Source organism: Chromobacterium fluminis, from assembly GCF_011602385.1.
GTDB classification, from domain to species: Bacteria; Pseudomonadota; Gammaproteobacteria; order Burkholderiales; family Chromobacteriaceae; genus Chromobacterium; species Chromobacterium fluminis.
The window spans coordinates 12,689-35,460 of record NZ_JAAOMA010000017.1; the positions used below are offsets into that span (position 1 = coordinate 12,689).

General features: G+C 63.7%; 20 protein-coding genes and 1 tRNA gene. 12 read left to right on the forward strand and 9 right to left on the reverse strand.

Translation table 11 applies throughout. From position 1 onward, the window contains the following. Position 1: 1 nt before the first annotated feature. The 8 genes from HA052_RS13205 (at position 2) to HA052_RS13240 (ending at position 9,364) form a co-directional block, all read left to right on the forward strand. On the forward strand, positions 2-352 hold the full coding sequence (locus HA052_RS13205; RefSeq protein ID WP_166452270.1) for an STAS domain-containing protein: 351 nt from the start codon (positions 2-4) through the stop codon (positions 350-352). After that, positions 342-2,636 carry a chemotaxis protein CheA gene (locus HA052_RS13210; RefSeq protein ID WP_166452271.1) on the forward strand — a complete coding sequence of 765 codons (2,295 nt, stop codon included), beginning with the start codon at positions 342-344 and terminating at the stop codon, positions 2,634-2,636. The genes HA052_RS13205 and HA052_RS13210 overlap by 11 nt, the downstream gene beginning before the upstream one ends. Continuing rightward, positions 2,633-4,273, forward strand: coding sequence for a methyl-accepting chemotaxis protein (locus HA052_RS13215; protein ID WP_166452272.1), 1,641 nt, complete (start codon positions 2,633-2,635; stop codon positions 4,271-4,273). The genes HA052_RS13210 and HA052_RS13215 overlap by 4 nt, the downstream gene beginning before the upstream one ends. 12 nt (positions 4,274-4,285) lie before the next feature. Beyond that, the gene (locus HA052_RS13220; RefSeq protein WP_081545325.1) at positions 4,286-4,846 is read left to right on the forward strand and encodes a chemotaxis protein CheW; all 561 of its coding nucleotides are present in this window, start codon (positions 4,286-4,288) and stop codon (positions 4,844-4,846) included. Between the two features lie 6 nt (positions 4,847-4,852). Next, positions 4,853-6,433, forward strand: coding sequence for a methyl-accepting chemotaxis protein (locus HA052_RS13225; RefSeq protein ID WP_166452273.1), 1,581 nt, complete (start codon positions 4,853-4,855; stop codon positions 6,431-6,433). A 75-nt stretch (positions 6,434-6,508) separates the two neighbouring features. Beyond that, on the forward strand, positions 6,509-7,033 hold the full coding sequence (locus tag HA052_RS13230; protein ID WP_166452274.1) for a chemotaxis protein CheD: 525 nt from the start codon (positions 6,509-6,511) through the stop codon (positions 7,031-7,033). After that, positions 7,030-8,148 carry a protein-glutamate methylesterase/protein-glutamine glutaminase gene (locus HA052_RS13235; RefSeq protein WP_166452275.1) on the forward strand — a complete coding sequence of 373 codons (1,119 nt, stop codon included), beginning with the start codon at positions 7,030-7,032 and terminating at the stop codon, positions 8,146-8,148. Before HA052_RS13230 ends, HA052_RS13235 begins: the two co-directional genes overlap by 4 nt. A 13-nt stretch (positions 8,149-8,161) precedes the next feature. Further along, complete coding sequence (locus HA052_RS13240) at positions 8,162-9,364, forward strand: EAL domain-containing response regulator (protein ID WP_240937362.1); 1,203 nt, start codon at positions 8,162-8,164, stop codon at positions 9,362-9,364. 165 nt (positions 9,365-9,529) lie between these two features. On the opposite strand, the gene HA052_RS13245 is transcribed toward HA052_RS13240, so the two are convergent. Beyond that, entirely contained in the window at positions 9,530-10,519 is a 990-nt protein-coding gene (locus HA052_RS13245) for a serine/threonine protein kinase (RefSeq protein ID WP_166452276.1), read from the reverse strand. A 46-nt stretch (positions 10,520-10,565) separates the two neighbouring features. Here HA052_RS13245 and selA point away from each other — a divergent pair, with 46 nt between their 5' ends. Beyond that, positions 10,566-12,005, forward strand: a complete 1,440-nt coding sequence (gene selA, locus HA052_RS13250) for an L-seryl-tRNA(Sec) selenium transferase (RefSeq protein WP_240937363.1) — start codon at positions 10,566-10,568, stop codon at positions 12,003-12,005. Here the strand turns inward: selA and HA052_RS13255 are convergent. Beyond that, positions 11,988-12,320 (reverse strand): GlpM family protein, encoded by a 333-nt coding sequence (locus tag HA052_RS13255; protein WP_166452277.1) that lies wholly within the window; start codon positions 12,318-12,320, stop codon positions 11,988-11,990. The genes selA and HA052_RS13255 overlap by 18 nt on opposite strands. Positions 12,321-12,486: 166 nt before the next feature. Between HA052_RS13255 and HA052_RS13260 the strand changes: the two genes are divergently transcribed. Together HA052_RS13260 and selB are read left to right on the forward strand one after the other, a co-directional pair. Then, complete coding sequence (locus HA052_RS13260; RefSeq protein ID WP_166452278.1) at positions 12,487-13,416, forward strand: cation diffusion facilitator family transporter; 930 nt, start codon at positions 12,487-12,489, stop codon at positions 13,414-13,416. Positions 13,417-13,486: 70 nt separating this feature from the next. Continuing rightward, a complete protein-coding gene (selB, locus tag HA052_RS13265; protein ID WP_166452279.1) occupies positions 13,487-15,370 on the forward strand; it encodes a selenocysteine-specific translation elongation factor in 1,884 nt (627 codons plus the stop codon). Here selB and HA052_RS13270 read toward each other — a convergent pair. Continuing rightward, positions 15,367-17,124, reverse strand: a complete 1,758-nt coding sequence (locus HA052_RS13270) for an ATP-binding response regulator (protein ID WP_166452280.1) — start codon at positions 17,122-17,124, stop codon at positions 15,367-15,369. The two genes, selB and HA052_RS13270, sit on opposite strands and share 4 nt — an antisense overlap. A 32-nt stretch (positions 17,125-17,156) precedes the next feature. Next, positions 17,157-17,657 carry a putative pterin-binding protein gene (locus HA052_RS13275; RefSeq protein ID WP_166452281.1) on the reverse strand — a complete coding sequence of 167 codons (501 nt, stop codon included), beginning with the start codon at positions 17,655-17,657 and terminating at the stop codon, positions 17,157-17,159. A gap of 536 nt (positions 17,658-18,193) precedes the next feature. Between HA052_RS13275 and HA052_RS13280 the strand changes: the two genes are divergently transcribed. Then, a tRNA-Sec gene (locus HA052_RS13280) sits at positions 18,194-18,288 on the forward strand. Positions 18,289-18,644: 356 nt separating this feature from the next. On the opposite strand, the gene HA052_RS13285 is transcribed toward HA052_RS13280, so the two are convergent. The 5 genes from HA052_RS13285 to flgA form a co-directional block, all read right to left on the reverse strand. Further along, positions 18,645-19,976, reverse strand: coding sequence for a DEAD/DEAH box helicase (locus HA052_RS13285; RefSeq protein ID WP_081545314.1), 1,332 nt, complete (start codon positions 19,974-19,976; stop codon positions 18,645-18,647). Positions 19,977-20,091: 115 nt separating this feature from the next. Continuing rightward, positions 20,092-21,012, reverse strand: a complete 921-nt coding sequence (locus HA052_RS13290) for a CobD/CbiB family protein (protein WP_019100620.1) — start codon at positions 21,010-21,012, stop codon at positions 20,092-20,094. 219 nt (positions 21,013-21,231) lie between these two features. After that, complete coding sequence (locus HA052_RS13295; protein ID WP_166452282.1) at positions 21,232-21,696, reverse strand: flagella synthesis protein FlgN; 465 nt, start codon at positions 21,694-21,696, stop codon at positions 21,232-21,234. Between the two features lie 23 nt (positions 21,697-21,719). Beyond that, entirely contained in the window at positions 21,720-22,016 is a 297-nt protein-coding gene (gene flgM, locus HA052_RS13300) for a flagellar biosynthesis anti-sigma factor FlgM (RefSeq protein ID WP_019100618.1), read from the reverse strand. Positions 22,017-22,146: 130 nt separating this feature from the next. Beyond that, positions 22,147-22,761, reverse strand: a complete 615-nt coding sequence (gene flgA / locus HA052_RS13305) for a flagellar basal body P-ring formation chaperone FlgA (protein WP_240937364.1) — start codon at positions 22,759-22,761, stop codon at positions 22,147-22,149. Positions 22,762-22,772 lie beyond the last annotated feature (11 nt).

A 22,772-nucleotide genomic window follows, 5' to 3' on the forward strand; every position in this document is an offset into this window, starting at 1 on the left:
CATGCCGCGCACCCGCAAAAAACCAGACGCCCGAGACGGCGCGCCCGCCACACCGACCGCCGCCGTTTTCCAACTGACGCTTAGCGGAGAACAAACCATTTACCAGGCGGCGGAACTGCATCAGCAGCTTCACGCCGCCCTGGCCGACCACGCCGCCATCGAACTGGACCTGTCCTGCGTCGGAGAACTGGACTGCGCCATCGCCCAGGTGCTGCTATGGCTGCGCAGGGAAAGCCTGCATAAGGGCGTCGCGCTGCGCTTCATCGCCCCCAGCCCTGCCTCTCAGGATTTCATCCGTCTGATCGGCCTGCAAGGCGAGCTCTCATTGGACGAGGCCGCGCATGGATCTTGAACTGGCGCTGCAAACCTTCTTCGAAGAGTCCAACGATCTGCTGGGGGAGATGGAAAGCATTCTGCTGGACGCGGAAGCCGACTCCACCACCACGGAACAGCTGAACGCCCTGTTCCGCTCCATGCACACCATCAAGGGCTCCGCCGGGCTGTTTGGTCTGGACATCGTCGTCGGCTTCACCCATGAAGTGGAAAACGTGTTGGATCTGCTGCGCGACGGCGCCTTGCGCCTGGACGATATGCTGACCGGCCTGCTGCTGCGCTGCCACGACCACGTCAAGGAGATGCTGACCGCGCTGGCGGCCAAGGACAGCCTGGAGCGATTCGCCGACACCGAACTGCTGGACGAGCTGATCGCCTACAACCGCGCGGCCGGCGGTGCCGCGGCTCAGGACGCGACCGAAACGACCGATGCCCCGGAAGCGCCGCCCGCAACGCTCCCATCCGAACCTCTGCCCGCGCCCGCCGCGCAAAAGCCGGAGCAATGGCTGCTGTCGCTGCGTTTCGGCCCGGACATGTTGCGCAACGGCATGGACCCATCCTCCTTCATCCGCTACCTCGCCACCATAGGCGAGATCGACCGGATAGAAGCCATCACCACCCAGCTGCCGGCCGGCGACGCCTTCAACCCGGAAACCAACTATCTGCGCCTGGAGGCGCGGTACCGCAGTCAGGAAGAACAGCAGACGCTGGTGGACGTCTTCGAATTCGCCCGCGAAGACAGCGAGGTCCATATCTGGCCGTGGCCGCCCACTTCGCGGCAACAGGCTCAGACGCTGGCCAGCGCGTCGCCGGAGGAAGCCGACGCGGTCCAGGCGGTATGGCTGCGCTTTGGCCTGGAGCCCGAGACCGCCGAGCCGGAAACCGTGTCCGACGCGCCCTTCGCGACAGACACGGAAACGCCGCTGGCGGAAATCGTGGAATTGGCGCAGGCGGATCGTTCCACGGTAGACGTCGATCCCGTCCTCCTCGTCGACGCGGCGCAGGACTCCCCGCCAGCCCGCGCCAGCGCCAAGACCTCCGGCGACGCCAAAAGCGGCAAGCCGGCCGAAAGCAAATTCATCAAGGTGGAGGCAGGCAAACTGGACAGCCTGATCAATCTGATCGGGGAACTGGTGATCGCCGGCGCCGCCGCCAATCTGGTGGCGCGCCGCTCTCAGCAAGGCGCGCTGGTGGAAGCCACCCAAACCATCGCCAACCTGATCGAACAGATCCGCGCCGGCACGCTGTCCATGCGCATGATCCAGATCGGCGAAATCTTCAGCCGCTTCCCACGCGTGGCGCGCGACGTCTCGCGCGAACTGGGCAAGGACATCCAACTGCACATCTCCGGCGCGGAAACCGAGCTGGACAAATCCATGGTGGAAAAGCTGGGCGACCCGCTGATGCACATCGTGCGCAACGCCATCGACCACGGCATCGAAACTACGGAGCGTCGGCTGGCCAGCGGCAAGCCGGCCGAAGGGCATGTCTGGCTCAACGCCTATCATGAGTCCGGCAGCATTGTGATCGAAGTGGCCGACGACGGAGGCGGCCTCAACCAAGAGCGCATCCTGGCCAAGGCGGTGGAGCGCGGCCTGGTTCCAGCGGACTCCACGCTGCCGGAACAGGATGTGTTCCGTCTGATCTTCGAGGCAGGTTTCTCCACCGCGGACCAGGTCACCAACATCTCCGGCCGAGGCGTCGGCATGGACGTGGTAAGAAAGAGCATAGAGCAGCTGCGCGGCACCATAGACATTGAATCAGAACTTGGACTCGGCACCACCTTCCGCATCCGGCTGCCGCTGACCCTGGCCATCATCGACGGCTTCCTGGTGGAAGTGGCCGCCGCCACCTTCGTGGTGCCGCTGGAAGCGGTGATCGAATGCATAGAGCTACCCGCCGCCCTGGATAAAGACAGTGTTCACGACTGCCTGAATCTGCGCGGCGAGCTGCTGCCGCTGCTGCGCCTGAACAGCTTTCTGGATCTGCCAACCGTAGCGGCCAAACGCCGCAACGTGGTGGTGGTCCACTACGGCGATCGCAAGGCCGGTCTGGTGGTGGACGCCCTGCTGGGCGAATTCCAGACCGTGATCAAACCGCTGGGCAATCTCTTCCGCCATCTCAAGGCCATCAGCGGCTCCACCATATTGGGCACGGGCGAAGTCGCCTTGATTCTCGACGTGCCCGCCCTGATCCACCATGCCACCCAAAAAGAGGCGGAGCGGTACGCGCTGCTTCCCGCCCGGGAATGGGAAGCTGGCACGACAAACACCGCGGCGAAAACGGATAGGAGCGCCCAATGAGCCAATACAAACACGGCATGTCCATCGCGCAGAAGCTTGGACTGGGTTTCGGCCTGATCATCGCGCTGATGCTGATCTGCGTCAGCGCGGCGCTGTACGGGCTGGAAATCAGCAATATCGCCCTACGCGACATCACCCAGATCAACAATATGGAAAGCCGGCTGGCGCGTCAGTTGATCAGCGACAACCAGGACATCCGCATTGCCTACCGCAATGTGATGCTGGCCGAGGGACCCGCCGACATCAACAACGCGCTGCAAGCCTATCAGGCGGCCAAAGTCATCTATATGGACAGGGAAAAGAAACTGGCCGATGTCTTCCGGCAGGCCAGCAACAACACCTCGCAAGAGCTGGAACAGATGAGCCGCATTCAGAATATGCGGCCAGCCACGCTGGCCCTGGTGGACAAGGCGGTGGAGCTGGCCAATCAGGGGCGTCAGGACGAAGCCAAGAAATTGATGCAGACCGAGATCGCGCCGCAAATGATCGCCTTCAATCAGCAACTGACCGCGTTGGCGGACCTGGAGGACAAACTCAACGACCAACTGGCCACTCAGGCCGACGCCAGCTATCAGCAAGCCCATTGGGTAATGATTGCGCTGTCCTTGCTGGCCACCGTGATCAGCGCCTGCCTGGCCACCCTGATCACCCGCAACCTGCTCCGTACTCTGGGCGGGGAGCCGCACTACGTGTCCGAAGTAATGCGCCAGGTGGCCGACGGCAATCTGGACGCGGAAATCCGGCTGCGGCCGGGCGATCAAAACAGCCTGTGCGCCGCCATCGCCGTCACCATAGAGCGGATGCGCAACATCATCGCCGAGGTCAAGAGCGGCTCCGAGGCGCTGTCCAGCGCCGCGCAGCAGATCAACTCCACCTCGCAGGCCTTGTCTCAGGCCGCCAGCGAACAGGCGGCCGGTATTGAGGAGACATCCGCCTCGGTGGAAGAGATGTCCTCCTCCATCAGCCAGACCAACGACAACGCCCGCGTCACCGAGAGCATCGCCACCAAGGCCTCGCGCGAGGCGGCCGAAGGCGGCGAGGCGGTGCGTCGCACCGTGGAGGCAATGCGCCAGATCGCCGACAAGATCGGCATCGTCGACGACATCGCCTACCAAACCAATCTGCTGGCGCTCAACGCCGCCATCGAAGCCGCGCGCGCCGGCGAGCACGGCAAGGGCTTCGCCGTGGTGGCCGCCGAAGTACGCAAGCTGGCCGAGCGCAGCCAGATCGCTGCCCAGGAAATCAGCGGCGTGGCCGGCAGCAGCGTCAAGCTGGCCGAACAGGCCGGTCAGTTCCTAGAGGAAATCGTCCGCTCCAGCAGCCGCACCGCCGATCTGGTGCAGGAGATCGCCGCCGCCTCCAACGAACAGGCCAGCGGCGTCAGCCAGATCAACTCCGCCATCCAGCAACTGAGCCTGACCACGCAGCAGAACGCGTCCGCCAGCGAGGAGCTTGCTTCCACCGCCGAGGAAATGAACGATCAGGCCGAACACCTGCACGAGTTGATGGGCTACTTCAAGCTGGGCGCCGCCGAATCCTTCCACCCTGCGCCGCCGCGCGCTCGGCGCGAGCCCCTGTTGCCGCATAAGCCGCTGCACCCGCCACTGGCGGAAGAGTCCGACTTCATCCGTTTCTAACCGGACAGCGCCATGAAACCGCTCCATCTACAGCGTAAGCACGACAACGCCGCCTCCGCCGAAGCGCAGGCCGACGCCCGCCAATACCTGACTTTCCAGCTGGGCGGCGACGTCTTCGCCATCGGCATCCTGGCGATACGCGAAATCCTGGAATATCTGAAACCCACCCACGTGCCGCTGATGCCGCCCTTCATCCGCGGCGTGATGAATTTGCGCGGCTCGGTGGTGCCGGTGATCGACCTGTCGCTGCGCTTCGCCCGCGGCGAAACCGAAATCAACCGCCGCACCTGCGTCGTCATCATCGAAGTCGAAGGCGAGGACCAGCTGCAGTTGATCGGCATCCTGGTGGATGCGGTGCACGAGGTGCTGGCCATTCCCGACGCCGACATTGAGCCGCCGCCCCAGTTCGGCAGCAAGATCCGCGTCGACTTCATCGCCGGCATGGCCAAACTGGATGGCCACTTCATCGTGCTTCTCAACGTCAACAAAGTACTGTCGGTCGATGAAATGGCCTTGATCTCCAGCCTGGGCCAGCAGGAAACCACTGCGGAACCCCAAACGGAAAAGGCCTGAGCGGTCATGCCGGCCCACTTCGCCCCCGCGCCCGGCCAAAGTCCCTTATCCGTCTCCCGACAGCTGAAACTGGGATTCGGCGCGCTGCTGTTTCTGCTGCTGGCCCTGATCGGCGCGGGGCTGTACGGCCTGGAACAATTCCACGTTCAGCTGGAGGAGATCACCCAGGTCTATGGCCGCCACGCCCGGCTTAGCGACCGCATGCACGTCCAACTCCAAGAAATGCGCATAGACTACCGCTCGCTGATCATCGTCTCCAGCCGCCGCGACATCCAGTCTTGGCGCGAAAGTTATCTCGCCGCTCGCGGCCGCTACCTGGAACTGGAGCGGAAACTCGCCGACGCCATCGAACAGCAACAAGCTCCGGGCAAAACGGAACTGCAAGGCTCGATGCGGCGGCTGCAAGCCCAGCGCGAACAGGCTTTCGTGCTATTGGACCAAGGCATGCGCCAGGCCGCCGCCAACCAGAAATACGAAGCCCGCAAAGCGCTGGACCAGGCCGCGCCGGCGCTGATCGTTCCGCTGCGGCAGCTGCGCGAACAAACGCATGCCTTGCGCGAGCAAGCCGCTCGGCAAGCGGAGCGCCGCGGCCGGGAATTGAAAACGCTGCTGCTGGCGCTGGCCGGAGGCAGCGCGCTGGCTGGCCTGCTGCTGGCCTGGGCCATCCACCGCAAGCTGTGGCGCATCCTGGGCGCGGAACCCGACGCGCTGGCCGAGCGCATGCGTGAAATGGCCGCCGGCCGGCTATGGCGCGGCGGCAAACCGCCCGCGGGAACGCGCCGCAGCGTGCACTCCACCTTGGAATACAGCAGCCGCCACCTGAGCGACATCATCCAAGACGTGCGTCACAGCGCCGACCAACTGGCCGACAGCGCCCGCGAAATCCGAGCCACCGCCGAGGCGCTGGCGCAAAACAGCTGGGCCGCCGCGCTCAGCGTCGGCGCCACCGCCCAATCCTGCGCTCAAATGCACGACGTCAGCCAAGGCAATCTGGCTCAGGCGGAACTGACCAACGCCGCCGCGCACGACGCCGCGCGCCAGGTGGCTGACGGCAAACAAGCGGTGCAAACCGCGGAAAGCGCGCTGGAACAGATTGCCGAGCGCATCGCAAGCGTCGAAGACATCGCCTACCAAACCAATTTGCTGGCGCTCAACGCCGCCATCGAAGCCGCCACGGCCGGCCCGCACGGCCACGGCTTCGCCGTAGTGGCAGACGACGTGCGCAAGCTGGCCGAACGCAGCCATCACGCCGCCCGGGAAATCAGCGAACTGGCCCGGCACAGCCGCCATGAAGCGCGACAGGCCGCCCGCGTGCTGTCCGGCATTCTGGAGCGCAGCGCGGCCACCGCGGAACTGGTGGGCGGCATCAGCGCCGCCAGCCGGGAAGAGGCGCGCGGCATCTCCCAAGTCCGCGACGCGATGGAACACCTAGGCGAGGTGTCTCAACGCAACACCTCCAACAGCGAAGCGCTGGCGGCTACCGCCGCGGAAGTGCACAAACAGGCGGCGCGCCTGCAACAGCAAATCGCTTACTTTCTGATCCAGGAGACAAGCGCGGAGGCGGAGAGCGCGTCGAATCCACCCTGAAACGGCGCGGCAACTGATCTACATTAAAACGAATGAACCGGTCGCTTGGCCACCTTCGGCACAAAGGCCCTGGTAATGACAAAACAAGACGTCGATATTTTCCTGCATCCCGGCGATTGGTACTTCGGCGACAAGCACCATAAAGTCCGCACGCTGCTAGGCTCCTGCGTCTCGATCACGCTGTGGCACCCCAAGGCCAAAATCGGAGGGATGTGCCACTACCTGCTGGCTCGGCGCACCGACCGCAGGGCATCGACACTGTCGGGCCGCTACGGCGACGAAGCCATGCTGTTGATGCTGCACGAGGTGCTGAACTCCGGGCTGCCCTTGCAGGAATTCCACGCCAAGCTGGTGGGCGGAGCCGCGGTGCTGGCAGGCGTCGAGCGCGATCAGCCGCACGACGTGCCGTCGCGCAATATCGACATGGCCTACCAGTTGGTCAAGCAACTCGGGCTATCCGTGCAGGCGGAGGATTTGGGCGGCAACAGCCCGCGGTTGGTGATGTTCGATCTGGCCACGGGCGATGTGTGGGTAAAACAGACGCAAGACGCGGACATGAGCAGGATTTCCGCACACCATAAGGCAAGGACTCGGGCATGACTATCAAAGTGCTGATCGTGGACGACTCTGCAGTGGTTCGCCAAGTGCTGAGCCAGGTTTTCAGCCAGGCAACCGGCATGACGGTGATGGATGTGGCCACCGACCCCATCGCCGCGATGGAAAAAATGAAACAGCAATGGCCGGACGTCATCGTGCTGGACATCGAGATGCCGCGCATGGACGGCATCACCTTTCTCAAGCAGTTGATGGCCAGCCGGCCGACTCCAGTGGTGATCTGCTCATCGCTGACGCAGAAAGGCACCGACATCAGCATGCAGGCGATGGCCGCCGGCGCGGTGGAAGTGATCGCCAAACCCATGGCCGGGGTCAAGGGCTTCCTCGAAGAGAGCGCCAACCAACTAGTGCAAGCGGTGCGCAGCGCCGCCGCCGCGCGAATGAACCGGGTGCGGGTGATGCCCTCCGCCGGCGGCGCGACGTTGGGAGGCGGAGCGCCTCCCGGCGGTTTGGCGCCAACGTCCAACCCGCTGGAAACCCGGCCCAAGCTGTCCGCCGACGCCATCCTGTCCGCGCCCACCGGCGGCAATATGTTCGCCACCACGGAACGCATCATCGCCGTGGGCACCTCCACCGGCGGCACCCAAGCGTTGGAAACCGTGCTCACCGCCTTGCCGCGCACCTGCCCCGGCCTCGCCATCGTCCAGCACATGCCTGAAAAATTCACCCGCTCCTTCGCCGAGCGGCTGGACAGCCTGTCCCAGATCGAAGTCAAGGAAGCCAGCAACGGCGACCGCATCCTGCCGGGCCGCGCGCTGATCGCCCCCGGCGGCAAACACATGATGATCAAACGCAGCGGCGCCTTCTATCTGGTGGAAGTGGTGGACGGACCGCTGGTCAGCCGCCACAAACCGTCGGTGGACGTGCTGTTCCGCTCCGCCGCCAAGTTCGCCGGCAAGAACGCGCTGGGCATCATCATGACCGGCATGGGAGACGACGGCGCCAAGGGCTTGAAGGAAATGCACGATTGCGGCGCCAAGACCATCGCTCAAGACGAGGAAAGCTGCGTCGTGTTCGGCATGCCCAAGGAAGCGATCCGCTTGGGCGCGGCCGACGAAGTGATGTCGCTGGACACCATCGCCAAGGCGATTTGCCGCTGAACGAGGAAACACCATGCAACTGGATATCCAGGACGTCCTGATCATCGACGACAGCACCTTGCAGCGCCAGCACGGCTGCGAGATCTGCCAAGGCCTGGGCGCGCAGCAGATCCGCCAGGCCGCCAACGGCGAGGAAGGCCTGGAGCGGATGCGCGAGCATCTGCCCAGCCTGATCCTGCTGGATTTGGAAATGCCCAAACTGGACGGCGTACAAGTCATGCAGCACATGGCCAAAGAGGGGCTGAACGCGCCGCTGGTGGTCACTTCCAGCAAAGACTATCTGCTGATCTCCACCGTGGAGCTGATGGGACGGGAGCTTGGGCTGCCGGTGCTTGGCGGCTTAAAGAAGCCGCTGCGCCAGCCGGAGCTGCTGGACCTGCTCAAACGGGTGTGGACGCCCAAGGGCGGCGACGAACACCATGCCGAACTGTTCAGCGAGGTAGAAGTGCGCGAGGCCCTGGACAAGGGCGAGATCATTCCCTACTACCAGCCCAAGGTCACTCTCAACGGCGGCTTGCTCAAAGGCGCGGAAATGTTGGCGCGCTGGCAGCACCCGGAACTCGGCATCGTCTCGCCCGCCCGCTTCATCCCGGTGGTGGAAACCAGCGGCTGGGCCACCGAACTGACGCTAAACATGCTGGACCAAGGCCTGAAGCAATGGCAGGAATGGGCGCGCCGCGGCCTGCGGTTGCCGCTGTCGGTCAATCTGTCCGCGCTATCGCTGAAGGGCGACGACCTGACCCAGCAAATCGAGCAGCGGCTGCTCAGCACTCACGTGCCGCCGCGCTTCATCATCTTCGAAGTGACCGAAACCGCCATCGCCGACAATCTGGCCGAGGCCATCGGCATCGCCGCCCGGCTGCGGCTGGGCGGCCTGGGCCTGTCCATCGACGACTTCGGCACCGGCTTCGCCACCTTGCAGCAACTGACCCGCTTCCCGTTCACCGAACTGAAGATAGACCAATCACTAGTCACCTCGGTGTCCACCAAACCGCACCTGGAAGCCGTGCTCAACAGCGTGATCGAACTGGCGCAGCGCATGCAGCTGACCACGGTGGCGGAAGGCATAGAAACCACCACCGATCTGGACTTCATGGGCAACCGCGGTTGCCTGATGGGCCAGGGCTATTTCATCGCCAAGCCGATGGACGCGCCCCACTTCGAAAGCTGGGTCAAGGAAAGAATGCAGCAGCATAAGGAGGCCAGCACCGGCTGACCCCAGACTTTGAGCCCGCGAGTAGAACCTGTTTACGATCTGCTGCGCGTTGTAAGACGTGACGCGGTGAGTCCCCCTTCTAAATGCTCATACCACGAGAACACTCCGCTTTCTATGCCGTTTTCGCCTTGTCTCGCTCTTGCTCGTGAGATCGTAAAATCGCTCTTACACCGACCACAACGGCGGTTCGTCCAACAGCGCAATCTGCTCGCGCAAGGTCAGAATCTGTTCCTCCCAATAACGCTGGCTGTTGAACCAGGGGAAGGCGGCTGGAAAAGCTGGATCGTGCCAACGCCGCGCCAGCCAGGCGCTGTAATGGATCAGACGCAAGGTGCGCAAGGCCTCCAGCAGATGCAGTTCGCGCAGGTCGAACTCGCAAAAGTCCTCGTAGCCGGCCAGCACCTCGGCCAACTGCGCCGATTGCTCCTCGCGGCTGCCGGACAGCAACATCCACAAATCCTGCACCGCCGGTCCCATGCGGCTATCGTCAAAGTCGACGAAATGCGGACCGTCGTCGGTCCACAGCATATTTCCGACATGGCAATCGCCGTGCAGCCGCAGCGCGCTCACCGCGCCGGCGCGCTGGTAAGCGCGGTCGACACCGGCCAGCGCCTGCTCCAGCACGCCGCGGAAGACTTCGCGCAGTTCCGGCGGCAAGTCCGCGTGCCGCAATAGGTAGTCCGCCGGCTCGCGGCCGAAGCTGTCCGCGTCCAAAGCCGGCCGCCGCGCGTAGCTCTCCACCCGGCCCAAAGCGTGGATGCGGCCCAGAAAGCGGCCTATCCATTCCAGCGTGCGCGCGTCGCCCAACTCCGGCACCCGGCCGCCGCGACGCGGAAACAAGGCGAAACGGAAACCGCCGTGATGATGCAAGGTGACGCCCTTGAAAGCCAACGGCGGCACCACCGGGATCTCGCGCTCCGCCAGTTCCAGCGAAAACGCGTGCTCCTCCAGTATCTGCTCATCGCTCCAGCGCTCCGGCCGATAAAACTTGGCCACCAGCGGCGCGGCGTCGTCGATGCCGATCTGATAAACCCGGTTCTCGTAGCTGTTCAGCGCCAGCAGGCTGCCGGAGCTGTAAAGGCCGAGGCTGTCCACTGCGTGGAGAATGGCGTCCGGCGTCAGGCCGGCGAAGGGAGGCGTTTGAGGTGTCTGCATTCGGGCATTATACGCAGCCGGCAGCTCTCGAGCGTAAGCGGGTAAAATGAAGGAATCTGACGCCGCGCCGGAAGCTTCCATGGACCTGAAAAACCTGTATACCCGCCTGCCCTCCGTAGACCGCCTGCTGAGCCACGACCGTCTGTCCCGCCTGCTGGGCCGCCACGGCAACGCCGCGCTGGCCGAAGCCGTGCGCCAAACGCTGGAGCAGGCGCGCCGGACCATACGCGAACAGCACGCGCTGCCGCCCTGGGCAGCCAGCGACGACAGCCTGGCCGCCGCCGTAGGCGATCGAGTCGCCGAGCGCCAGCGCATGCGGATGCGGCCGGTGTTCAACCTTTCCGGCACCGTCTTGCACACCAATCTGGGCCGCGCGCCTATGGCCGAGGCCGCGGTGGACGCCGTGACCGCGGCGATGCGCGAAGCCGCGACGCTGGAATTCGACCTGCAAGGCGCCGGCCGCGGCCACCGCGACCAGGCGGTCAGCGAACTATTGCGCGAACTCACCGGCGCCGAGGCCGCCTGCGTGGTCAACAACAACGCGGCGGCGGTGCTCATCATGCTGTCCACCGTCGCCGCCGGCCGCGAGGTCATTCTGTCCCGCGGCGAGATGGTGGAGATCGGCGGCGCCTTCCGCATGCCGGACGTGATGCGCCAGGCCGGCTGCCAGCTGGTGGAAGTGGGCGCCACCAACCGCACTCACCTGAAGGACTATCGCAACGCCATCACGGCGGAAACCGGCCTCCTGCTCAAGGTCCACACCAGCAATTACGCGATTCAGGGTTTCGCCAGCAGCGTGGCGGAGGCGGAACTGGCCGAACTGGCGCGCGAACGCGGCCTGCCGGTGGCTACCGATCTGGGCTCCGGCGCGCTGATCGACCTGGCCGCTTACGGCCTGCCTCACGAGCCGATGCCGCAGCAGATGATCGCCGCCGGCGTAGACCTGGTCAGCTTCTCCGGCGATAAGCTGCTGGGCGGGCCGCAGGCCGGTCTGATCATCGGCAAGCGCGAATGGATAGACAAGATTCAGCAACACCCGCTCAAACGCGCGCTGCGCTGCGACAAGATGACACTGGCGGCGCTGGAGGCCACGCTGCGACTTTATCTGGAGCCGGACCGGCTGACCGAAACCCTGCCGACGCTGCGCCTGCTGACCCGCCCGCAAACGGCGATGCGCGCCAGCGCCGAGCGCCTGAGCGCCCCGCTGGCCGCCGCGCTGGGAGCGGACTATCTGGTGGAGAACGCCGCCTGCCTGTCCCAGATCGGCAGCGGCTCGCTGCCGGTGGACCGCTTGCCCAGCTGGGCGCTGACGGTTTCGCCCGCCGACGGCCGAGGCGGCACGCTAGAACGGCTGGCCGAAGCGCTTCGCGCGCTGCCGCGGCCGGTAATCGGCCGCTTGGCCGACGGCCGGCTATGGCTGGACCTGCGCTGCCTGGCGGACGAAACCGGCTTCATCGCCAACCTGGGCTCATTGGCGCGTCCATAGCCACACCAAGACGCCGGCGGCCACCGCCCAGCAAGCCGCCGCGCCCAGCAAGGCCGCCCCCAAGCGCCAACGGTCGATCAGCCAATACAAGGCCAACAGATAAATGAAATAAGGCAGCAGCGAAGCCATGCCGAACAACAGGGTGGTTTTCAGCTCGGCCGCGCCGCGCTCGCTGCCCACGATATAGTGCGCAATCAGCGCGAAGGTGGGAAACAGCGGCACCAGGCCGGCGATATAGTAATTCCTGGACCTGGCCAACACACTGATCAACAAGACCGCCAGCGCGCCCAAGACGCTTTTCAACAATAAAGCCATTCCCCTCCCCGCCCACGGAAAACCACGATTGTGTCACAAGCCCTCCTCCCAACGGCTGAGGTTCATTCTTGTTCTCATTCTCATTAATAAAAACAATCAATTTTTTAAAATTAATAGCTTGTGTGCGATAATAGCGGCATCCCACCCACTGCCGGACTGCACTGCCATGGCCCACACTCATCACGCCATCGACGGCGACAGCGTAGAGAAACGCCGCGCCGGCCGCATCAGCACGCTAGTCAGCGTCGCGGTCAACCTGATTCTCTCCACCACCCAGATCGTGGTGGGCGCCCTGGCGCATTCCTCCGCCTTGATCGCCGACGGCCTGCACTCTCTGTCCGACCTGATCGCCGACTTCGTCGTCTTGCTGGCCGGCAAACATAGCCACAAAGCGCCGGACAACGACCACCACTACGGCCACCACCGCTACGAGAACGCCGCCTCGCTGGTATTGGGCTTGCTGTTGCTGGGCGTCGGCCTGGGCATGCTGTACAACGCCGCCGCTAAATTCCACGATCCCGCCTCCATCCCCACCGTCCACGTCGTCGCCTTGTGGGTGGCGCTGCTGGCCCTGGTGGTCAAAGAGGCGCTGTTCCGCTACATGCTGGCGGTGGCTAGACGCGTGCGCTCCAGCATGCTCGTGGCCAATGCCTGGCACGCGCGCTCCGACGCGGCCTCCTCGCTCGTGGTGGCGTTGGGCATTATCGGCAACCTGATGGGCTATCCGCTGCTGGATCCGGTGGCCGCGCTGCTGGTGGGCCTGTTGGTCGCCCGCATGGGCTGGCGCTTCGGCTGGGACGCGATGCATGACCTGATGGACCGCGCCGCCGACGACGACGCCGTCGCCGCCATCCGCCAGACCCTGCTGGCTACCCCCGGCATCCACGGCGTGCATGATCTGCGCACTCGCAAGATGGGCGATCTGATCCAGGTGGATGTGCATCTGGAAGTAGACGGCGCCATCCGCGTGGAACAGGCTCACGCCATCTCGGAGGCCGCGCGCCACCATGTGCTGGAGCAGCATCCAGTGCTGGACGTGCTGATCCATATCGATCCCGTCGGGCACTACCTTCCGGGCGCCGCGCCCGCAAGTTGAGCGCGGCCCCATGGCCAAGCCCGCTGTTTCTGGCGATACTTGGCCTTTTACCCCTTCAGCTTCACCCGCCATGATTATCGCCACCGCCGGACACGTAGACCACGGCAAAACCGCCCTGCTGCACGCCCTGACCGGGACCGACGCCGACCGTCTGCCGGAAGAAAAAAAGCGCGGCATGACCATAGACCTGGGCTATGCCTATCTGCCCACGCCGGACGGCGGCGCGATCGGCTTCATCGACGTGCCCGGCCATGAACGCTTCCTCGGCAATATGCTGGCCGGCGTTGGCGGCGTGCGCCACGCGCTGCTGGTGATCGCCGCCGACGACGGCGTGATGCCGCAAACCCGCGAACACCTCGCCATTCTGCAATTGCTGCGGCTGGACAGCCTGACCGTGGCCGTCAGCAAAAGCGACCTGGCCGGCCCTGAAGCACTGGAACACGTCATGAGCGAAGCGCGACGGACGCTGGCCGAATACGGCCTGCAAGCGGCGGCGCTACTCCCGGTTTCCGCGCGCACCGGCGCCGGCGTCGACGCCTTGCGGCGGCAGCTGCTGCAACTGCGCGGCGACGCGACCGGCACGGAGCGGCGATTCCGTCTGGCGATAGACCGCGCCTTCACCATAGGCGGCGCCGGCCTAGTGGTGACCGGCACGGCTTGGGGCGGCCGCGTCAGCGTAGGCGACGCCTTATGGCTCAGCGGCAAGGACGTTCCCGTTCGCGTACGCGGCCTGCACGTGCAAAACCAGCCGGCGAGGCAAGGCCAGGCGGGTCAGCGCATCGCGCTCAACCTGACAGGCGACGTCGAAAAACAACAGATTCAGCGCGGCGACTGGCTGCTGGCTCAAGCGGCCCCGACGCCGGCCTCCCGCGTCAGCGTGCGCTTGCGCCTGGCTCCGGCGCTTCACGCCGCGCTGCGACACTGGCAGGCGGTGCACATCCATCACGCCGCCAGCCACTGCACCGGTCGGGTAGCCCTGCTAGAACGCCCGCAGCTCCATTCCGGAAACGAGGGGTTGGCGGAACTGAGCCTGGACCGTCCGCTGCATCTAGCCGACGGCGACCGGCTAATCCTGAGAGACGCCGGCGCGCAGCATACGCTGGCCTGCGCCACGGTATTGGAGCGGCAGCCGCCCACCCGCGGCAAGCGCCACGACGAACGGCTGGCCTACCTGCGCGCCCTGGCCGCGGCGGGAATGGAAGATGCCGAAAATCTGCGGCTCCGCCTCAGCCGGCAAGCGGTTTCCCTGCCCGATCTGGCCTGGGACCGGCAATTGAGCGAAACCGGCCTGGCGGAACTGCTGCGCGCCGCGCCGCTATTCCTCGCCGGCCAACACGCTTATGCGCTGGAACACTGGGCGGACTTGCAAGAACAACTGCTGGAACGGCTGGCGGCGCTGCATCTTCAGCAGCCGGATCAACTGGGCGCCAGCCGCGGCCGCGTGCGCCGGCTGGCGCTGCCGCAAGAGAGCGAGGCGGCGGTCAACTTGATGATCGATCAGCTGCTGGCGGAGGGAAGGCTGGCCAACACCCGCGGCTGGCTGCACCTGCCCGAGCACGTGCTGGCTTTCAATACGGAAGAGGACGCGCTGTGGCGGCGTTTGGAACCGGCTTTCGCCGAAGAGGGTCAGGCACATTGGGTGCGGGATTTGGCGGCGGCGGCCGGCCTGGAAGAAGAACAGGCGCGCGCCTTGTTGCACAAAGCCGCGCGCTTGGGACATGTCCATGCCGTGGTGCGAGACCGCTATTTCTCCAGCGCGACCATACGCGACATGGCGGCCATCGTGCGGAATCTGAACCAAGACGCCGGCTATGCCGACGCCGCCAACTTCCGCGACCAGCTGGGCTGCGGTCGCAAACTGGCGATTCAGATCCTGGAATATTTCGACCGCTGCGGCTTTACCCGTCGCTTGGGCGACAAGCACCTTCTTCGCGAAGCGCGGCTGTTCAACTAGCCGGCGTGTCCAGGCGGTCCTGGCGGCGACTCCAGCGCTCGGCCCAGCACCGCTCGCAGCCGGCTGATATCAAACGGTTTCTCCAGACGCGCGGCGAACCAGGCGGCGCGTGGGTCGGCGTACTCCTCCGGGTACGCCGTCATCGCGATGATTTTCACGCCGCGGTGGCGCACGCTGCGCTTCAGCGCCTCCGCCACCGAATAACCGCTCTCATTGCCCAGCTGCATATCCAACAACACCACGTTGAAGCTCGCTTGCTGCAGCTTTTGACAGGCTTCCGCCACCGAGCTGGCGGTGGACACCGCGTAGCCGTTCATCTGCAGACAATCGGAAAACGGTTCGCGGATATTCTTGTCGTCGTCCACCACCAACACCGAACGCTCCGGCCCCGGCAGTTGATCCGGCACCACAATGGGCAAGCGGACGATGAATTCGGAACCAACGCCCACCACGCTCTTCAGCTCCAGCTCGCCGCCCAGCAGCGACACCAGCTCCTTGACCACCGCCAAGCCCAACCCGCTGCTGCCCACCCTACGCGCGTGCCCCTGGAAAAACGGCTGGAAAATGCGCGATTGAAACTCCTCGGGCACGCCGATGCCGGTGTCTATCACCCGGATATCCAAAATATTGCGGCCATCGGCGCCGTCCACGCCGGCCTCAACAGTGACCGTCCCGTGATCCGTGTAACGAATGGCGTTGGTCAGCAGATTCCCGACGATCTGCCGCAAACGGTCTCCATCCAGTTTCACCGTCGGCGGCAACTCGCCCAGCCGCACATACAGGCCCAGGCCCTTGCCGTCCAGCTGAGCGCGATGCACATCGATCACCTCGTGCAGCGCGGCCGCCACGTCCACATCGCTGATATGCAGGCGGAACTGCATGTTTTTGATCGCGGAGATGTCCATGATGTCCCGCACCTGGGTCATCAGGTGCGCCATGCAGGTTTTCAAACGCCCCACCGCCTTGGCCGCCTTTCCGGCCGGATCGATGTCGGGCTCGATCAGCTCCACGCACACCTGCATGGTCTGCAACGGCGAACGGATCTCGTGGCTCAGCGTGGCGAGGAAGGTGGTGCGGTCCAGTTCCGCGTTCACCGTGGCCTTGTGCGCCTCACGCTCTTGTTCCAACAGTTGCTGACGCGCGGCGGCGTCGCGACGCGCGCCCTGATAGCGGTACAAGAGCACGAAAATCACCATGCAAATGCCGCCCAGCGCGAACCATAGCGAAGCGACCAATTGCTGGTTGTGCCGCAAATCCTTATTGCGCGCGTCGCGGGACGATACCTCGGCCACGCGCGCCTGAACCGCGAACTCCGCCAGCGACGGCCTGATGCTGTCGATGCGGTCTATATTCTGCTGCGCGGTCCGTAGGCTGGGATGCAGAATGTTCTCGTCCTCGAAGAAATCCTGCAGCAGGCTGGCGGTGCCCTTGAAGCCGTCCACGCGGCTCAGCATCTCCTGCATCTTGGACGGCGTGACGAAGTCGAGAAAACGGCTGTTGGCTACCGCCAAGCGGAATTGCACCTGCGACTCGGGGACCTCCCCCGCCTTCAAACGCAATAAGTCGGCGCGCGCTTTCTCCAGCTCAAGCTGCATCTGCGCCACCGACCAGTACAAATCCTCGCTGCGCCCCTCAAAGCCGCGCGCCGGCACATAACGCTCGATCGCCATGTAAACACCGATGGCCAGCAGCAAAAAGCCGAGCAAGGCCAGCGCCGGGATGCCCTTCCAGCCGGACAGCATCGATTTGTTCATCGCTCGTCCCGAACTCTCCTGGCCGGCCGGCATCAGAACACCACCAGGCGGTTGATCTGCCATACCAGCTTGGCGTCCATCACCGGCCCTTTCTTGTCTTCCGGCATTTGATCCAGCGGATACATCAGCCATAAGGGACCGCGGTTGGTGATGTCCAAAGGCTTGTTGTTGACCGAGCGCGCCAACACCACGTCGAAGTCGTAGAACTCGCGGCGGTCTATCCAGTACACGTAATCGTTCAGGGCCCGTAGCTTGACCTTCTGGCCGCTGGCGCCCACCTTGGCCAGAATATCCCGCATCAGCGGTCCGCTGAACACCGATTGCGGCGTCCAGGTGGTCCGGGTCACCACCGAATGCTGACGCAAGCTCTGCAAGTCCTGCTCGCGGAACTCATACACATTCTTTTCTTTATTGGTGAACTGGCTGATCTTGCCCGACACCGTCAACACCACAGGCCCCGGCGCGGCATGAAGCGCGGCCACCCAACACGCCAGCGCCATTCCCCCCAAGACCGCCTTCCAGCTCTTCCCCATGCCAAGCTCCCAGCCCTGCTCATCCCTTGCCCATCGGCCGGCGGCTTCACGCGCCGGACTCATGACATTTGGACTTTGATTTTACAAGCTAAACAATTAAATCTAACTAGAACAAAAATGCTATTAAAATATTTATGGCCAATATATCAAGCTGCCCGACAAAAAACCATCCGCCCCTATCCCGACCAGTACCATGGGACAGTAGCGCCGCTAGCCGCTGGAGAGCGCTTGCCGCGCTCAATGCGAAAGCGGCCCCAAAGGGCCGCTTTCGCCTCGCTCCGCCGGCGATGTGCTTACTTGCCGCGGCGCAGCCCCGGACGTCCCGCGACATGGCAAAGCTGGCTAAACAAAGACAGAACGTGCTTCATGCTGATTTCCTTTATTCTCAGTAGACGGAATGGCCCGCACGCTCTTGCGGCGCATTGCAGCGGGCAATCCATTCTAATGGCATGATGCTCAGTCTAGAAATTCATTTTATTTATCAGGCATAAAATTGGCTTATCTCGATTCCGAGATATAATGCCCGCTCATACGCAGGAAGAGACGCGTCCCCGGTGGGGCGGCTGGTCTTCAAAATCAGATGGGGCCGCCAGCGGTCCCGGGCAGGTTCGACTCCTGTTCTCTTCCGCCACTCGCTCCGCCCACATCCCGCCCCAGGCACAGCGAGCAATTACATTGGATCGCATGCCGTTTCACCAGCGCGCGCAGGCGCTCCAGCCGCTGCGCCTCCGCCAGCATCACGGATGCCGCCGCGGGCTTGGCCTCGGCGTTCCGCGAAGCCAATGAAACCGTCGTCGTCGCACCCGCCGCCGCGCCTACGCCCAACATCACTCCGCCCACCCCGATATACCGCCACTTCATCCTCATCGCCCTCTCCCATCCCGGAACCGTTCGCTCTGATATCCGACCCCGTCGCCGATGGGAAGTGCCAATGACGCCCATAAAAAAACGGCCCCATCCGGGACCGTTTCTTGTGTGTTCGCCAAATCAGCGAATGATTTCCACCTTATAGCGCGGAGGCAGCAGCAAGGCGGGCACTTCCCGCTTCGCCTTGCGGCTGCGACGGCCGCTCAAAGGCTGCTTCACGCCCTCGGTCGAACCGGCCAGAACCGAAGCTTCCGGCTTGGACGGAGCCGGCGGGCGCTCACGCTCCCGCTCATTAGGGCGCGTCAACCAGGAAGGACGGAAACCGTCGACGATCTGCGGCGTCAGCGTCTGCTTGGTCAGCTTCTCGATAGACTCGTGCTGACGGGTTTCTTCCGGGGACATCAGCGAAATCGCCACGCCCTTGGCGCCGGCGCGGCCTGTGCGGCCAATCCGGTGCACATAGTCTTCCGGGGCGTTCGACAGTTCGAAGTTGACCACATAGGGCAACTCCGTCACATCCAGACCGCGGGCGGCGACATCGGTGGCCACCAATATGCGCAGTTTGCCTTCCTTGAACGCCGCCAGCGTTTCCAGACGCGCGCCTTGAGCCTTGTCGCCGTGAATGGCTTCGGCTTGCAGGCCGTCGCGCTGCAGTTCACGCGCCAGACGATCGGCGCTGAGCTTGGTCTTGCAGAACACGATGACCTGGCTCATGTCGCGAGACTTGATCAGATGCGTCAACAGATGGCGCTTCTTGAACGCATCCACCGAGTAGACAATCTGCTCGACCTGATCGTTGGTGGCGTTCTGACGCGCCACCTCCACCGTTTGCGGCGACTTCATGAAATCAGCGGCCAGCCGTTTGATCTCCGGCGCAAAAGTGGCGGAGAACAACAGGGTCTGACGCTCTTTGGGCAGCATGCCCATGATCTTGCGGATATCCTGAATGAAACCCATATCCAGCATGCGGTCGCCTTCGTCCAGCACCAGCACTTCCACCTTGTTCAATTGAACGGATTTTTGCTGGATGTGGTCTAGCAGGCGGCCCGGCGTGGCAATCAGGATTTCCACACCACGGCGCAGTTCCTGAGTTTGCGGGTCCATATTGACGCCGCCGAACACCGTGGTGGCGCGCAGAGGTAGATATTTGGTGTAGCTCTTGACGTTGACGCCGATCTGATCCGCCAATTCGCGGGTAGGAGACAACACCAGGGCGCGCAGCGGATGCATCGCCGGGGACACGCTGGTATTGGCGTATTTCTTCAGGCGCTCCAGAATGGGCAGCATGAAGGCCGCGGTCTTGCCGGTGCCGGTTTGGGCGGCGGCCAGCAAATCGCGGCTGGACAAGACCAGAGGAATCGCCTTTTCCTGAATCGGGGTGGGCTGGGAATAGCCCTGTTCTTCAATGGCGCGCAGAATCTCGGGCGATAGCCCGAGTTCGGAAAACAGCATGGACAACACTCCTGCAAAACTCGCGGGGCCTGTTGCGCGCACGCGCCAACACGCCCCCGTATTCAAATGACACAAACGGACAAGACAACGCCGCCCTAATGGCGGCGTTGGGTCGTCAGCCCATGTGGCTTGCGACGCTGAGCAGCAGGATTACGGCCAACCATAGCAAGGCGGAACGCCAGACCAGACCAACCGCGCTTTTCAGGTAGTTGGGGTCGGCTTCGTCGCCCAAGCCCAGTTCGGGCCGGAAACGTATGGAGTAATCCTGTCTGAGCGGATCGCCCAATTTCACGCCGATCGCACCCGCGGCCGAAGCCAGAAGAATGCCATTGGCGTAGTTCCCCCATGTTTTGGCCTGGGAGCGCCAGCAATACACCGCATCCTCGAAATCGCCCATGATGGCGAAACTGGCGGCGGTCAAACGCACCGGGATCCAGTCCAGCCAGGCAGCGGCGCTAGCCGAGAAACGACCGAATGGGTCTTCGTCCGCGTCGCGGTTGCCCCACTTCTGATTCAGCATAGAACAGAGTCGGTACAACAGCGCGCCGGCCGGGCCCGGCAACAGCACGAACCAGAACATGGTGCCGAACACATGGCGATAGCTGTCCACCACCCCCTGCTCAATCGCCAGCCGTGAAATTTCCTCGACAGACAATTCAGCGGTGCCCTGTCCAGTCCAATTCGCCAGCGCGGTGCGCGCGTCCAGATCTCGCCCTTCGGCCAAGGCCTGGGAGATTTCGGAGAACGCACTGGAGAAATGGCGGAAACCCATGGTCAGATACAAGATCAGGACATTCCACAACATCGCCAGAATCGGGCTCAAGGCGTGCAGCGCGTAATAGATCAGCAAGCTGAGCAAGACTGCCGGCACGATCGCCAAGGACCACGCCAACACGCCATGGCGGTTGGAGCCGGCATTCAGATTGCGTTCCAAATGATTGGCGTAGCGAGTGAACAGCAGCCAGACGCGATTGCGATTGCCTAGCGGCCGCAACTGCTCCAGTGCCAGAGCGATAATCAAGGAAATCAGGGTCATTGGTTCCGGATAGTGGTTTTCTCAGGCCCGGAGAGGAAGATACCATAAAGGCCAGGGCATTCCCACTGCTCCTTGAGAATAGACTCTAAAACCGGCCGCGGCGGGGTGAAAAAGCCAAGAGCGCCGCAAAGGCGCTCTCTCGTATACTGAGGCTTGCCGGGGAGGTTTTCACTCCCTCTTCCAGCCATCCCGCCAGCGTTCGGCGGACTTTGAAAAAGCTCAGGCGGAGCCGAGGAAGCGTCGCCCAGTCGCCAGTTCCGGCAACTGGCCGGCCTTGTCGTAGCCCACGGTGGACGCTGCAGCGTCGCGCAAGGTGTTCAGCGCGCCCTCCACCAACGACAAGCGCTGGTCGATGAAGCTGCCGTTAAGCTGATTGATGCTCTGCGCCCGCTGGATCGCCTCTTCCAGCCCGGTCCAGGCCAGGCTGGCTTCCGGCTTGTCCGCCAGCCAGATGTAAACCGTCTCGCTGTCCTGCACGCCGATCTGACGCATGAGTTCACCGCGCTGGGCGGCACTGACGGCCAGTTGGTCCAGCACGGCGCTCTTGCTCTCGGCCAGGGCGTCCAGCTGAACGTCAAAGCCCTGCACCAACACCTTTTGTTCCTGCTCCAGCAATGCGATTAGCCGGGCGACGAGAGCGCTCTCGGCCCGGCACAGCTGGCAGAATTCTTCAACAACGTTCATGCCTGACTTTCAACTGCGCGCGCTTAACGCGCCAACAATTCCTTGGTGGAGGCGATCAAACCGTCGGCGATCTTCTCCGGATTGACGTTGAACGTACCCGCGGCAATCGCCGACTTGATCGCGGCCACCTTTCCGGCGTCAAAGCCGGAATCGCCGCTGACCTTGCTTTCCACCGCGCTCAGGCGGCTGGCCAAAGGGTTGATCGTCACACTGTCGGATCCACTGGCGGCAGGGTTGGCGTTGGCGGCCGCATCTCGCGGCGCTGCCTTGTTCTGGGTGCTGTAGCTTGCTGACAGCTTGCCCGAGTTATCTACTTTCATGGCATGGCCTTCCCAAAGGGAACCTGGATTACCTCTATTATCGGACGGAAAAACAATATCTTGAAGACTTTCTCCTAATTATCCGCCCCCGCGCGCCGCAATCGCCACCTCGGCTTGCCGACGAGCCGTCTCAATATATCACCATCACGCTGCCGTCCGCCTGCACTTGCCCGCGTATCACCCGCCCGGAGGCCATGCGCACCGACACTTGCTCGCCTTCGGCGGCATTACCTATCGCCAGTCCGTCGGCCGCCGCGGCGAAACCTTCTCCCGACGCCACCACCTTCACCCGCTGGTTGCTGTTCACTAGATAAGGCGCGCGAACCATAAAGCTACGCAACCAGGCGCCGGCCGGCGCGCCGGAGCGCATGGTCTTGCCTATGGCCTGCTGCAGGTCGTCCAAGACATTCCGCGCCAGGCTGGGATTGGCCACGTCGACCAAGCGCACGTCGGCGGCGCTCAGCACCTCGCCGGCCGCCACGGCGCGGCTCAGGGCCACGCCCATTTTCTTTTCATTGATCCGCACGGGAATCCGCAACGCCCAGCCCAGCTCCGGGCAGGACACCGCGACGAAGGTGACGCCGGTGGTCACCCCCGGCGTCGCCCAATCCGCCTTGGGCTGCGCGCAGGCCGGCACCGCCAGCTTGCGGTCCAGTTGCCCCAAGGTCCAAGTGGCGGGACGCATCGACAATTCGTGCTTGAGGAAGTCTCCGGCCAAGGTCTCCAAGCGCCCCAGGTCCTGCATGCCCGCGGCCG